The 13,200-nt window shown below is 68.9% G+C and carries 13 protein-coding genes and 1 pseudogene; 8 read left to right on the top strand and 6 right to left on the bottom strand.

The window, feature by feature from the left end:
* Positions 1-10: 10 nt before the first annotated feature.
* Positions 11-1,012 (bottom strand): KpsF/GutQ family sugar-phosphate isomerase, encoded by a 1,002-nt coding sequence (locus PQS31_RS03940; protein WP_272761452.1) that lies wholly within the window; start codon positions 1,010-1,012, stop codon positions 11-13.
* Between the two features lie 160 nt (positions 1,013-1,172).
* On the opposite strand from PQS31_RS03940, the gene PQS31_RS03935 reads away from it, so the two are divergent.
* Genes PQS31_RS03935 through PQS31_RS03925 form a run of 3 tightly spaced genes read left to right on the top strand, consistent with a single transcriptional unit; the run spans position 1,173 to position 2,985 of the window.
* On the top strand, positions 1,173-1,424 hold the full coding sequence (locus PQS31_RS03935; RefSeq protein WP_272761363.1) for a BolA/IbaG family iron-sulfur metabolism protein: 252 nt from the start codon (positions 1,173-1,175) through the stop codon (positions 1,422-1,424).
* Positions 1,424-2,683 carry a UDP-N-acetylglucosamine 1-carboxyvinyltransferase gene (gene murA / locus PQS31_RS03930; protein WP_272761362.1) on the top strand — a complete coding sequence of 420 codons (1,260 nt, stop codon included), beginning with the start codon at positions 1,424-1,426 and terminating at the stop codon, positions 2,681-2,683. The genes PQS31_RS03935 and murA overlap by 1 nt, the downstream gene beginning before the upstream one ends.
* A 2-nt stretch (positions 2,684-2,685) precedes the next feature.
* A complete protein-coding gene (locus PQS31_RS03925; RefSeq protein ID WP_272761361.1) occupies positions 2,686-2,985 on the top strand; it encodes an EF-hand domain-containing protein in 300 nt (99 codons plus the stop codon).
* 63 nt (positions 2,986-3,048) lie between these two features.
* On the opposite strand, the gene PQS31_RS03920 is transcribed toward PQS31_RS03925, so the two are convergent.
* The 4 genes from PQS31_RS03920 to purM all read right to left on the bottom strand — a co-directional run bounded on the left by PQS31_RS03920 (position 3,049) and on the right by purM (position 6,305).
* Positions 3,049-3,765: a DUF3108 domain-containing protein gene (locus PQS31_RS03920; RefSeq protein WP_272761360.1), complete on the bottom strand. Its 717-nt coding sequence runs from the start codon at positions 3,763-3,765 to the stop codon at positions 3,049-3,051.
* Positions 3,765-4,472 carry a DUF3108 domain-containing protein gene (locus PQS31_RS03915; RefSeq protein WP_272761359.1) on the bottom strand — a complete coding sequence of 236 codons (708 nt, stop codon included), beginning with the start codon at positions 4,470-4,472 and terminating at the stop codon, positions 3,765-3,767. The genes PQS31_RS03920 and PQS31_RS03915 overlap by 1 nt, the downstream gene beginning before the upstream one ends.
* Positions 4,473-4,482: 10 nt before the next feature.
* On the bottom strand, positions 4,483-5,139 hold the full coding sequence (purN, locus tag PQS31_RS03910) for a phosphoribosylglycinamide formyltransferase (RefSeq protein ID WP_272761358.1): 657 nt from the start codon (positions 5,137-5,139) through the stop codon (positions 4,483-4,485).
* A 122-nt stretch (positions 5,140-5,261) separates the two neighbouring features.
* Positions 5,262-6,305: a phosphoribosylformylglycinamidine cyclo-ligase gene (gene purM / locus PQS31_RS03905; RefSeq protein WP_336314321.1), complete on the bottom strand. Its 1,044-nt coding sequence runs from the start codon at positions 6,303-6,305 to the stop codon at positions 5,262-5,264.
* A gap of 142 nt (positions 6,306-6,447) precedes the next feature.
* On the opposite strand from purM, the gene PQS31_RS03900 reads away from it, so the two are divergent.
* The 3 genes and pseudogenes from PQS31_RS03900 (at position 6,448) to hda (ending at position 9,450) form a co-directional block, all read left to right on the top strand.
* Positions 6,448-7,530: a DUF2066 domain-containing protein gene (locus PQS31_RS03900; protein ID WP_272761356.1), complete on the top strand. Its 1,083-nt coding sequence runs from the start codon at positions 6,448-6,450 to the stop codon at positions 7,528-7,530.
* A gap of 25 nt (positions 7,531-7,555) precedes the next feature.
* Positions 7,556-8,653, top strand: a pseudogene (locus PQS31_RS03895) (AI-2E family transporter); the annotation flags it as partial.
* 74 nt (positions 8,654-8,727) lie between these two features.
* Positions 8,728-9,450, top strand: coding sequence for a DnaA regulatory inactivator Hda (gene hda / locus PQS31_RS03890; protein ID WP_272761355.1), 723 nt, complete (start codon positions 8,728-8,730; stop codon positions 9,448-9,450).
* A gap of 9 nt (positions 9,451-9,459) precedes the next feature.
* Here hda and murU read toward each other — a convergent pair whose 3' ends face one another.
* Positions 9,460-10,161, bottom strand: a complete 702-nt coding sequence (gene murU, locus PQS31_RS03885) for an N-acetylmuramate alpha-1-phosphate uridylyltransferase MurU (protein ID WP_272761354.1) — start codon at positions 10,159-10,161, stop codon at positions 9,460-9,462.
* A 200-nt stretch (positions 10,162-10,361) separates the two neighbouring features.
* On the opposite strand from murU, the gene cysD reads away from it, so the two are divergent.
* Both cysD and cysC read left to right on the top strand, forming a co-directional pair.
* On the top strand, positions 10,362-11,258 hold the full coding sequence (gene cysD, locus PQS31_RS03880; protein ID WP_272761353.1) for a sulfate adenylyltransferase subunit CysD: 897 nt from the start codon (positions 10,362-10,364) through the stop codon (positions 11,256-11,258).
* Positions 11,259-11,284: 26 nt separating this feature from the next.
* Positions 11,285-13,129: an adenylyl-sulfate kinase gene (cysC, locus tag PQS31_RS03875; RefSeq protein ID WP_272761352.1), complete on the top strand. Its 1,845-nt coding sequence runs from the start codon at positions 11,285-11,287 to the stop codon at positions 13,127-13,129.
* Positions 13,130-13,200: the final 71 nt, after the last annotated feature.

Here is a 13,200-nt window from a genome sequence, read left to right as displayed (position 1 = left end):
CGGAAGAGGGTTACACCACGCGCGCGCGCAACAGGTCCTGAATGTTCAGGGCACCAACCACCCGCCGCTCGGCATCGACCACGGGGAGCATGGTGATCTTGCGGGTCTCCATCAGGCGGGCGGCCTCCACCGCCAGCGCGTCGGCGTCCACGAACGACGGCTCACGGGTCATCACGTCGGCGATCCGCGCGTTGCGCACGTCGATGGCGGGGTCGGTCAGCGTGCGGCGCAGGTCGCCGTCGGTGTAGAGGCCGATCAGGCGCTGCGCATCGTCGACGACCACGGTCATGCCCAGGCGCTTGCGGCTCATCTCCATCAGCGCATCGGCCAGGGTGGCGTCGGCGGTGACCGCGGGAATCTCGTCGCCGCCATGCATGACGTCGCGGATGTGCAGCAGCAGGCGCCGGCCCAGCGCACCGGCGGGATGCGAGCGTGCGAAATCGTCGGCGGTGAACCCACGCGCCTCCAGCAGTGCCACCGCCAGCGCATCGCCCATCGCCAGCGACGCGGTGGTGCTGGAGGTCGGCGCCAGCGCCAGCGGGCAGGCCTCGGCCGGTACGCTGATGTCGAGGTGGACGTCGGCCGCGGTCGCCAGCGTGGAGGCGGTGCGCCCGGTCATCGCGATCAGCGGATTGCCCTGGCGCTTGAGCACCGGCAGCAGCATCAGGATCTCGTCCGATTCACCGGAGTACGACAGGGCCAGGACGACGTCGGCGTCGGTGATCATGCCGAGATCGCCGTGCCCGGCTTCTCCGGGATGCACGTAGAACGCCGGCGTGCCGGTGGACGCGAGCGTGGCCGCGATCTTGCGCGCCACGTGGCCGGACTTGCCCATGCCCGTGCACACCACGCGGCCGCGGCACTCGAGCATGCGTGCGCACGCGGCGCTGAATGCCCCGTCCAGACGGGCGGCAACGGCCTGCAGCCCTTGGGTCTCGACCGCGAAGACACGGCGTCCGCTGTCGGCGAACGAGACCGCGCCGGAGGTGGGCGTGTGCGAGGTGGGAACCATATCCGCCAAGGGGCTTTTCCGTTAGGCTAAGCCGTTCATTTTATGCGCTTCCCGCCGTGAATGCCCCGCGACCGGCGGCGTCGGCGATGACGGCTCACCCGCGCTTCACCTGCGCGAGACGACGTTCACGGCCCGGCAGCGCGGCCACAGGACCGATTCCTTGGATACCCAGACCATCACCCACCTGATCCAGCAGGGGCTTCCCGACGCCGTGGTCCACGTACAGGGCGACGACGGCGTGCATTTCGAGGCACTGGTCGTCTCGCCGGCCTTTGCCGGCAAGTTGCCGCTCGCCCGGCACCGCATGGTCTACGCGACCCTCGGCGAGCGCATGGGCGGCGAGATCCACGCGCTCGCGCTGCGCACGCTGACGCCGGACGAGCACGCCCGCGCCGGTGGGGCCGACGCCTGATGGACAAGATCGTCGTCGCCGGCGGCCCGGCGCTGCAGGGTGAGGTCCGCATCTCCGGGGCCAAGAATGCCGTGCTCCCGATCCTGTGCGCGACGCTGCTGGCCGACGGGCCGGTCGAGATCGGCAACGTGCCCCACCTGCACGATGTGCTGACCACGATCAAGCTGCTCGAAGGTCTCGGCGCCGGCGTCGTGCACGACGTCGACGGCGCGCGCGTGACCGTCGATCCGTGCAGCGTGGACAGCCACGTGGCGCCGTACGAGCTGGTGCGCACGATGCGCGCCTCGGTGCTGGTGCTGGGTCCGCTGCTGGCGAAATTCGGCGCGGCCGAGGTCTCGCTGCCGGGCGGCTGCGCGATCGGCGCGCGTCCGGTGGATCTGCACATCAAGGCGCTCGAGGCGCTGGGCGCCGAGATCACGGTCGAGCACGGGTTCATCCGCGCACGCGCGGATCGGCTGCGGGGCGGGCACGTGGTGTTCGAGACGATCAGCGTCGGCGCCACCGAGAACGTGCTGATGGCCGCCACCCTGGCCGAGGGCACCACGCTGATCGACAACGCGGCCCGCGAGCCGGAAATCGTGGATCTGGCCGAATGTCTCATCGCGATGGGCGCCGACATCCGCGGCGCCGGCACCTCGCGGATCGAAGTGCGCGGCGTCGCCGCGCTGCACGCGGCCCGGCACGCGGTGGTCGCCGACCGCATCGAAACCGGGACGTTTCTGGTCGCCGCGGCGATCACCGGCGGTCGTGTGACGGCCACCGCCGCACGACCGGAGACACTCGGCGCCGTGCTCGACAAGCTGCGCCAGGCCGGCGCCGACGTCACCATCGAGGGCGATGCGATCACGCTCGACATGCACGGCCGCCGTCCGCGCGCGGTGGACATCGTCACCTCGCCGCATCCCGGTTTCCCGACCGACATGCAGGCGCAGATGATGGCGCTGAACTGCGTCGCCGAAGGCATGGGCACGATCGACGAGACGATCTTCGAAAACCGCTTCATGCACGTCAACGAGCTGATGCGTCTCGGTGCCGACATCCACATCGACGGCCCGCGCGCGACCGTCAAGGGCGTGGCCCGGCTCAGCGGCGCGCCGGTGATGGCGACGGACCTGCGCGCGTCGGCGTCGCTGATCCTCGCCGGCCTGGTCGCCGAGGGCGAGACCACGATCGACCGCATCTACCATCTCGACCGCGGCTACGAACACATCGAGCGCAAGCTGTCGGCGCTCGGCGCGCGTATCCGCCGGGAGCGTTGACGGTGGCGTTCCGGGGGCGCCTGTCGAACCGGCGCATCGCACTGTTCGCCACGCTGGCGGTGGTCCTGCTGGGGCTGGGCTGGCTGCAGTACGTGGGCGCCGCGGCGATGAGCGGCATGGCGTTCAAGGACATGGACTGGAACGAGGACGGCGAACTCACGCGCCGGGAGATCCTCCAGGGATTCGTCTCCGTGTCCGCGATCCGCACGCAGCGCGGACAGCGTCAGTGCGTGGAGTACCGCTGGCGACGCAGTGGCGAGGTCATCCGGATGGAATGCCGGACCGAGCCGTCCGCGTCCTGAGGGCCGGCCGTACGAAAAAGCCCCGCACGTGCGGGGCTTTTGCCGTGGGGACACCGGGCGGCGTCAGTTGACCGATTGCAGTCGCATGTCGATGTGGTCCTTGCCGTCACGGCGCTGCAGCAGGCGCGCCGGCACCGGCAGGTCGTCGACGATCCAGGCCACGATCTGGCGGCGGCCATCGGTGCGCACCACCTTCGTCGCCTGCAGCGTGCGGCCGCCCACCGTCACAGGCTCCGTGCCCTGGCGTTCGAACACCTGACGCTTGCTGCGCCCGTCCTCGACCAGGCGGTAGCGCAGCGGCGACTTGCCGGCCTGCACGTCGCGCACGAGCACGAGGTTCATCAGCATGCCGTCCAGGTCGCCCGGCTGCAGCCTGACCGGCGCGCTCTGGCCCTCGCGCACGTCGCCCGTGAACCGCGCCTCGCCCGCGTTCCAGTCATAAGTGGTGTTGAGTTCACGGCGCTTGAGCAGCATCGCCGCCAGCCCGGATTCGCCGCGCTGCGAATCGGTGCTCGAGATCGGCCGCCACTGCTCGCCATTGGTCTCGAACACGGTGGTCTGCTGCAGCCGCGCGCCCGCACCGGCCACCTGGAGACCGTACGTCCAGCGATTGCCGGACTCACGTGCGAGGTTCATGTTCGCCTCGGCGCGCATGCCCATGAAATTGGCCTGGTAGGTCGCATTGAACGGCTCGATCGCCAGCGCCGGCAGTGCAGCGATCGCGAGCAGGGCGGCCGCGCACAGCTGCGCGGGACGGGACACGAGGGCATGCAGCGACATCATTGAACTCCTTGGTATTCGACGAGGCGCAGATCGATCGCGTCCTCGCCATCTTCGCGTTGCAGGATGCGGACCGGCGTGGGCACGCCGTCGGCGACCCAGATGATCATCTCGTCGTTGCCGCCGTTGGTCCGTGAAACGCGCAGCGCGGAATAGCTCATCTCACCGACCGGCACGATCTCCGGGGCCTGCTCGGCCTGGTAGTGGTACTCGCGGACCCGACCGCCATCGACGAAGCGGTAGCGCAGGCCGGCCCCGGGCGTTGCATCGCGGATCACCGCGAGATTGATCAGCAGCGTACTCATGTCGCCGGGCTGGAGCGGCACCGGCTGCCTGCGGCTGGCCTTCAGGTCGCCGCTCCACTGCGCCACCTTGCGGCTCCAGTCGTACACGCCGGTGACGCGCCGGTTGAAGAACACGGCCGCCTTGCGCACGGTGGCCTGCTGCAGCGGCCGGTACAGGCCGTTCACCACGTCGAACACCGTGTGCTGGCTCAGGTTGAGGCCGAACACGCCGGCGAAGCCGCGGTTGCCGCGGATGTCGAGCGCGATATCCCACCGGTCGCCCTGCGGCGCGAGCCGCATCGTCGCTTCGCCGGCCGCCTTGCCCTGGTACCACGCGTCGTAGGTGGCGACGAACGGGCGCAACTCGGCGGCGCCCAGTGGCGCAGCGATCAGCAGGGCGAGGAGCAGAAGGAGGGGGCGCATGAGGCAGCCATCATGCAAACCGCTGGTTGGCTGCCAGCTGAAGCGGCGCGGTCAGTGGACGCCCGTTCACCTGGACGCGGGACCCCTGCAGAACCAGGCGTCCGTCGGCAATCCAGCGCAGGGTTTCGAGCAGCAACGGATGCTCGCGGGCGAGCACCCGGGCGGCCAGCGCCTCCGCCGTGTCGCCCGGCAGCACCGGCACACGCGCCTGCGCGAGGACGGGGCCGGCGTCGAGATCGGCGGTCACCACGTGCACGCTGGCGCCGTGTTCGGTCACGCCTGCATCGAGCGCCTGCTGGTGCGTGTGCAGCCCCTTGAACGCGGGCAGCAGGGACGGATGGATGTTGATCATGCGACCCGGGCGGGCCTCGACTGCCGCTGCCCCGATCAGACGCATGTAGCCGGCGCAGACGATCAGATCGGGCGCGGCCGCGTCGATGGCGCCGAACAAGGCCAGGTCGTGCGCGGCGCGGTCGGCGTAGTCGCGAGGACGCACCGGATGCGCGGGCACGCCGGCCGATCGCGCGCGCTCCAGCGCGAACGCATCGCGCCGGTCCGACCAGACCCCGACGACCTCGGCATCGAGTGTGCCGGCGGCGATGGCGTCGAGGATCGCCTGCAGATTGCTGCCCCGCCCCGAGGCGACGACGGCGATGCGCAGCGGCACGTCAGCGCGCGTCCGCAGCCGACGTCGGCGGCCGGCGACGTCGCGACGGCAGCGCACCGGTGTCGCGACGCGCCGGACGCATCAGCGCAAACGCACCGCGCGCGACGCGCGTGGGGGCGCACTCAGACGATGCGGACACGCTCGGCCCCGTCCGTGTTCACGACCTCGCCGATCGTCCAGTGTCGAAGTTCGAGACCGTCGAGGGCGCTGCCGAACGCGGCCACGGCATCGGCCGGCACCGCGAGCACGAAGCCGATGCCGCAGTTGAACGTACGCCACATCTCGTGATCGGCCACGGCGCCTTCGCGCTGCAACCATTCGAATACCGGCGGCATCGGCCACGACGACGCGTCGATCTGCAACCCGAGACCGTCCGGAATCACGCGGATGATGTTCTCGGTGAGGCCGCCGCCGGTGATGTGGGCCATCGCGTGCAGCTGCGGGCCGAGTTCGCTGCGCAGCAGTTCGAGCACCGGCTTGACGTAAAGCGCGGTCGGCGCCATCAGCGCATCGACCAGCGGCACGCCGCCGACCTCCACGTCGGTCGGACGACCGGCACGATCGAAGATGCGCCGGATCAGCGAGTAGCCGTTGGAGTGGGGGCCGCTCGAGGCGATGCCGATCAGCACGTCGCCCGCGCGCACGGCCGAACCGTCGCGCAGTTCCGACTTCTCGACCGCACCGACCGTGAAGCCGGCCAGGTCGTATTCGCCGATGGCGTACATGTCGGGCATCTCCGCGGTCTCGCCGCCGATCAGTGCGCAACCGGCGAGTTCACAGCCGCGGGCGATGCCGCCGATGACCGCGGCCGTGGTCTCGATGTCGAGCTTGCCGGTGGCGAAATAATCGAGGAAGAACAGCGGTTCGGCACCTTGCACCAGCACGTCGTTGACGCACATGCCGACCAGGTCGATGCCGATGGTGTCGTGCCGGCCCAGCTGCTGGGCGAGCTTGAGCTTGGTGCCCACGCCATCCGTGCCCGAGACCAGCACCGGCTCGCGGTACTTGCCCGACAGATCGAACAGCGCGCCGAACCCGCCGAGCCCTCCCATCACCTCGGGACGGAAGCTGCGCTTGACCAGCGGCTTGATGCGTTCGACAAGTGCATTGCCCGCGTCGATGTCGACGCCGGCATCGCGGTAGGTCAGGGGAGTAGGGGCGGTCACGGCGGCCGTCACGAGGCGGAAAGAACGCGAATTCTAGCAGCCGGGCGCGATCCGGTCCGCCCGGGGCACCGGCGTTCCACGGACCGTGGGCGTCGTTTGTGGCACCATCCCGCGTCGTTGACCCGAGTCCAGGATCCGCCGGATGCACCGCCCGAAACGCCTGTTGGGAATGATCGTGTGGCTGCTGGCCGCGCTGCTGCTCGCCGGCCCCGCGTCGGCGCAGCGGGTCGAGGGGGATCGCGCCGAAGGCACGGGACTGTACTCGGCCGAAATTCCGGTGCGCAGCCAGAGCGAGAGCGAGCGCGACGCGGGCTTCGCGCGCGGGCTGGCCCAGGTGCTGGGCAAGCTGTCGGGCGACCGGAGCGCGGCCCAGCGTCCGGGCGTGGCGCAGGAACTGCGTCGGGCCAAGCAGTACGTCGAGGGCTACGACTACCGCCAGGACGAGGGCGTGTCCTCGCGCGGTTCGCCGACCTTCACCACCACGCTCGTCGTGCGCTACCGGCGCGAGGACATCGATGCGGTCGCCGCGGCGCTGGGGCTTCCGGTCTGGCCCGACCCGCGGCCCAAGCCGGTGCTGTGGCTCGCAATCGACGACGGCTCCGGCCCGCGGCTGGTGGCGCTGCAGCAGAGCAATGTCGCGCGCCCGATCCTGCGGCGCGCGATCGAGCGCGGCTACCGGCTGGGTCTGCCCGGCGGCAGCGCGGCCGAGCAGGCGGCCGTGGGCGCGATCTGGCGCGGTGACACCGCGTCCATCGCGCGCATCTCGGCGCGCTACAACCCGCCGATGCAGCTCATCGGCAAGCTGTACCGTGACGGTGCCGGCTGGAAGGCCGACTGGATCTTCGTCGACGGCGGCCGCGTGCTGTCGCGCTGGAGCGAGACCGCCGACGACGCGCGGCGCCTGCTGCCCACCGGCGCCGACGGCGCCGCCGATGCCCTGACCCGTCGCTACGCCAAGGCCAGTCCGGCCGGCGCGCCGTCGACCCAGGCGATCGTGTTCACCGGCATCAATTCCAGTGCGGACTTCATTCGCCTCTCGGCACAGCTGCAACGCATGTCGGTGGTGCGCGGCATGCGACCGGTGCGGGCGACGCCGCAGGGACTGGAGATCGAACTGGACCTGCTCACCGGCCTGACCGGTTTCCGGCGGATGGCCGACGCCCAGGTCCTCGTCGAAGCGGACGGCAACATCGAGGGCGTGACGCCCGTGTTCCACCTGCGCTGATCGCCTCGCTGCACCAGGACCGACGATGATCCAGCACGATCCCGCGAACGCCGACATCGCGCGTTTCCTAAGGCGCCTGCAATGGGGACTGGTTGCCTTCGCCGTGGGCTGGGTGATCTGGCTGCTCGGCCCGGTGCTGACGCCGTTCGTGCTGGCGGCGCTGATCGGCTGGCTGGGTGATCCGATGGTGGACCGGCTGGAACGCCGCGGACGCTCGCGCGCGGTCGCCGTGACCCTGGTCTTCACCCTGATGACGCTGCTCGTGGCGCTGGTGCTGATCATCCTGGTGCCGATGATCGAGCGCCAGATCGTCACCCTCATCGACAGCCTGCCCGAGTACCGCGACTGGCTGCTCGGCACCGCGCTGCCGTGGGTCGAACAGCGCACCGGCTACGAGGTCGTCTCCTGGCTCGACACCGAGCGGCTGATCGAGCTGATCCGCGGCCACTGGCAACAGGCCGGCGGTGTGGCGGCGACGGTGCTGGCCTACGTGTCGCGCTCGGGTTTCGCGATCCTCGCGCTGGTGATCAATCTGGTACTGGTGCCGATTCTCGCGTTCTACTTCATGCGCGACTGGGACCTGCTGATCGAGCGCTGCGCCTCGCTGGTGCCGCGCGACCACATCGGCACCGCGACGCGCCTCGCGCGGGAGACCAGCGAATCGCTGGGTGGTTTCCTGCGCGGCCAGTTCCTGGTGATGCTGGGGCAGGGCGCGATCTACGCCGTCGGCATGTCGCTGGTGGGGCTGCGGCTCGGCTTGCTGATCGGCATGATCGCCGGCCTGATCAGCTTCATTCCGTATCTCGGCGCGACCGTGGGCATCGCGCTCGCGCTGATCGCCGCCATCGTGCAGGCCCGGGGCTTCGATTGGCAGTTGCTGATCCTGATCGGCGTGGTGTTCACCATCGGCCAGCTGGTCGAGAGCTACGTCCTGACCCCGCGCCTGGTCGGTGACCGCATCGGCCTGCATCCGGTCGCGGTGATCTTCGCGGTGCTGGCGGGCGGGCAGCTGTTCGGTTTCCTCGGCATGCTGCTGGCGTTGCCGGTGGCGGCGGTCGGCAATGTCCTGCTGCGCTACGCGCACGAGCGCTACACGCACAGCCGCCTCTACGCCGGCGACAAGCCGGAAATCGAACTGGGGCACGTGCCACTGATCGTGCCGGGCGACGCCAAGGGCGGGAACGGTTCCTGAGTTCGATGGCCGCGTCATCTCCGCAACTTCCGCTGGCCCTGCGTTACCCGCCCGACCAGCGACTCGACACGCTGGTCGCCGACGTGCCCGCGCTGATTCCCCTGCTGCGCGATTTCGCACTCGCGGGCGCGCGCCGCGCGCTGTACGTGGCCGGCGCACCGGGCACCGGAAAGACCCACGTGGCGATCGGCGTCTGCGCGGAAGCCGAGCGTCTCGGAAAGCGCGCGGCCTATCTGCCGCTGCGCAGCGTGGCCGGCCGGCTGCGCGACGCGTCGGAGGCGGCGCATCGCGCGGACGTCATCGCGATCGACGGCCTCGACTGCATCGCGGGTGATCGGGCCGAGGAGATCGCTTTGTTCGATCTGCACAACCGCGCCCACGATGCCGGACGCAGCGTGCTCTACACCGCCGGCGAAGCGCCGGATGCGCTGGGGCTCGTGCTGCCCGATCTGCGCTCGCGCCTGGCGCAGAGCGTGCACGTGAACCTGCCGCAGCTCGACGACGCCGGCCGGCACGAACTCCTGCGCCTGCGCGCCGACCGGCGCGGGCTGCAGCTCGATCCGCCCACGATCGACTGGCTGCTGCGACGGGTGGACCGCGACGTGCCGGCATTGACGGCGCTGCTCGACCGCCTGGATCGTGCGTCCCTGGCCTCGCAGCGCCGGTTGACGGTGCCCTTCGTGCGCCAGGTACTCGCCGACGACGACGCGCGTACCGGCATCCGCTGAGGCGGCCCGTCAGCGCAGGGCGGCGTCCAGCTGTGCGAGTCGCTCGGGCGTGCCGACATCGGTCCAGGCCCCCGCATGATGCTGGCCGCCGACCCGGCCCGCCTCCATCGCCGCACGCAGCAGCGGCGCCAGCTTGAAACGCGGCGGCTGCGCGCGGACGCCGGGGTCGTCACCGAGGGCGGAGCGCCAGCCGTCGAGCAGCCGTGGGTGATACAGGCCGATTCCCGCGAACGTCAGGGACGCGTCGCGGCCGCGCGCATCGCGCACGCGTCCGGCGTCGAGTACGAAGTCGCCGCCGGGGTGATGCGGCGGATTGTCGACCAGGACCAGGTGCGCATCGTCTCCGGGCGCCAGGTGCAGACGCGTGAAATCGAAATCGGTCCAGATGTCGCCACTGACCGCGATGAAGGGCGCATCGCCCAGCAGCGGCAGCGCGTGCAGCATGCCGCCTCCGGTCTCCAGGGGCGTCTCGCCTTCGTACACCAGGTGCAGCCGCAGGCCGAACATCGAACCGTCACCGAGCGCCGGCGCGAAGCACGCGGCGAGCCACGACGTGTTGACCACGACCTCCCGCACGCCGATCGCGGCCAGCCGGCGCAGATGCCAGACGATCAACGGCGCATCGCCGACGTGCAGCAGTGGCTTCGGCGTCGTCGCCGTCAGCGGGCGCATGCGCTCGCCGACACCCGCGGCGAAGATCAGCGCGCGCATGATTCTGGCGGAGGAGTGGGGGAACAGGTCAGCAACACGGTGTCATTGTGTATCACTTGCTTCGCTTCGTGGCAGCGCGGCGCCGCCTTCCCTACGCTTTTGCCAGCCCGGGATCGCCGCAACACACCCGGCGGGACGCGCCGCGGTGGCGGATACAATAGGCGGAAACTGCAATGTAGTAAGCAAGCATGGCTTCTCGCATGAACGGCGACCTTCATCGGCTTGAAGCCGAGAGCATCCATATCCTGCGCGAGGTGGCGGCCGAGTGCCGGAAGCCGGTCCTTTTGTATTCGATCGGCAAGGACAGTTCGGTGCTGCTGCATCTGCTCTTGAAGGCTTTTGCTCCGGCGCGTCCCTCGATCCCGCTACTGCATGTCGATACCACATGGAAGTTCAAAGAGATGATTGCGTTCCGCGATCAACGGGCGCAGGAAACCGGCGTGGAACTCCAGGTGCATACCAACCCGGACGGACTGCGTGACGGAGTCGGCCCCTTCTCGCACGGGGTAACGGTGCATACCGAGGTCATGAAGACGCTGGCACTGAAGCAGGCGCTGGATGCGGGGGGGTACGACGCGGCCATCGGCGGCGCGCGTCGGGACGAGGAGAAGTCGCGCGCGAAAGAACGCGTTTTCTCCTTCCGCGATGCGCGGCACCGATGGGATCCCCGTCGTCAACGCCCGGAACTGTGGAACCTTTACAACGCGCGGGTCGATGCCGGAGAAAGCGTGCGTGTGTTTCCACTGTCGAATTGGACCGAACTCGATGTGTGGCGCTATGTCCGCCGTGAGGAGATTCCCGTCGTGCCGCTTTACTTCGCCGCCGAGCGTCCTGTAGTGGCCCGCGAGGGCGCGCTGCTGATGGTCGATGACGCACGGTTCGTCCTGCGGGAGGGGGAGCAGATCGAATCGAGAAAGGTCCGTTTCCGCACGCTCGGCTGCTACCCGCTGACCGGGGCCGTGGAATCCGATGCCGACACTCTCGACGCCATCATCGCCGAGATGGAGAGCGGTCGGCAGTCCGAGCGCGCAGGTCGCCTGATCGATCACGCCGAGGGCGACTCGATGGAGAAGAAGAAGCGCGAGGGTTACTTCTGATGGTGGGAGCCGCTGGAGAAGAGGTCGTGGATGCGAACGCGGTCGCGCGTGAGTTCCTGAGAGTGGTCGCTTGCGGAAGCGTCGATGATGGCAAGAGCACCTTGATCGGACGGCTGCTGCACGAGGCAGGACGTGTGCCGGACGACGAGCGCGCTGCGCTGAAACGCGCGAGCGTGGCGCATGGCACCCGGGGCGGTGAGGTGGACTACGCGCTCCTGCTCGACGGGCTCGAGGCCGAGCGCGAGCAGGGCATCACGATCGACGTGGCATGGCGTCATCTCGAGACTGGGCGACGACGGTTTCTCATCGCCGATTGTCCCGGACACGTGCAATACACACGCAACATGGCGACCGGCGCGTCGACCGCAGATGTTGTCATCGTGCTCGTCGACGCCGGCAAAGGATTGTTGCCGCAAACCTTCCGTCACACCGCCATCGCCGCGTTGTTCGGCGTGGGGGAGGTTCTCCTCGCCGTCAACAAGATGGATCGCGTCGGATGGGATGAAGCACTGTTCGACAGGATTGCGTCGGACTATCGGCGACATGCGGAGCGGCTGGGAATCAAGCGTGTGGTTGCGATCCCGGTCGCTGCTGCGTTGGGCGACAACGTCGTGCTGTGTTCCGGGGAGGCCGATTGGTACTCGGGACCGAGCGTACTGGAACATCTCGAGTCGGTGGAGGCCGAACCCCGGTCCTCCAAGGTCGGCCGGCTTGCGGTCCAGGTGGTCCTGCGTGGTCCGGAGGGAGCGCGCTGGCTGGCCGGGACCGCGACCGGAGGCAGGCTGAGCCAGCACGACCAGGTAAGGGTCGAGCCCGCCGGCGTGATGTCGACCATTGCCGAGCTTCAGGTGGGTGGGTCTCGATGTGATTCGGTCGAGGGTGGCGAGGCGATCGCGTTGCGGTTGGCCGACGATGTGGATGTCGGACGCGGTGATGTGATCACGCCAGCGGGCGCACCGTTGGCAACGAGCGATCAGGTTGCGGTAGATCTCCTCTGGTTCGACGAGCAAGCCCTGGTTGCAGGTCGACGCTATCAACTCAAACTGGCGACGCGAACCGTGGGGGTAAGGGTTGCCGAGCTCAAACATCAGCTCGATCCGGAAAGCCTTCAACCATTGGCGGCGAAACGTTTGGCGTTCAACGAGATCGGCGGAGCGACACTCGCGCTCGACGCGCCGATCGCATTCGCTCCCTACACGCAGGACCCGGTTCTTGGGGGCTTCATTCTCGTTGACCCCGTCCACAAGACGACGGTGGGCGCGGGCATGATCCGGCATGGGCTCCGACGTGCCGACAACGTCCATTGGCAAGTTCTCGATGTCGATCGCAAAGCGCGCGCAGCGCTGAAAGGTCAGCGCCCTCGCTGTGTCTGGTTCACCGGACTGTCAGGAGCTGGAAAATCTACAATTGCGAATCTCGTCGAGCGGAGGCTTCTCGCCGCGGGTCACCACACGTATCTCCTGGATGGCGACAACGTGCGTCACGGCCTGAATCGCGATCTCGGTTTCACCGAGGCCGACAGGATCGAGAACCTGCGACGCGTTACCGAGGTCGCGCGCCTGATGATGGATGCGGGACTGATCGTACTCGTCAGCTTCATCGCGCCATACCGCGCCGAGCGCGACGCAGCTCGTGCGCGATTTGGCCCAGGTGATTTCGTCGAGGTCTTCGTGGATACGCCTCTGGCTGAAGCCGAGAGACGTGACACGAAGGGGCTCTATGCGAAAGCGCGACGTGGCGAATTGCCGAACTTCACCGGAATCGATGCGCCCTACGAACGGCCAACGGACGCGGATCTGGTTCTCGACACCCTGTCCGCTTCTGCCGAGGTTCTCGCCGAGAAGGTGCTCAGGCATTTAGGGGCGGGGTAGCCGTCAACAGACGGCGGAACGGGAGTCTCCAGACGACGCAACCACGGAGGGACACCAGCATCGCATCCCTC

It is taken from the genome of Luteimonas sp. BLCC-B24, from assembly GCF_028550595.1.
Taxonomy (GTDB): Bacteria; Pseudomonadota; Gammaproteobacteria; order Xanthomonadales; family Xanthomonadaceae; genus Luteimonas.
The sequence above is the reverse complement of the archived record's forward strand: the minus strand, read 5'-3'. Positions and strand labels throughout refer to the sequence as shown.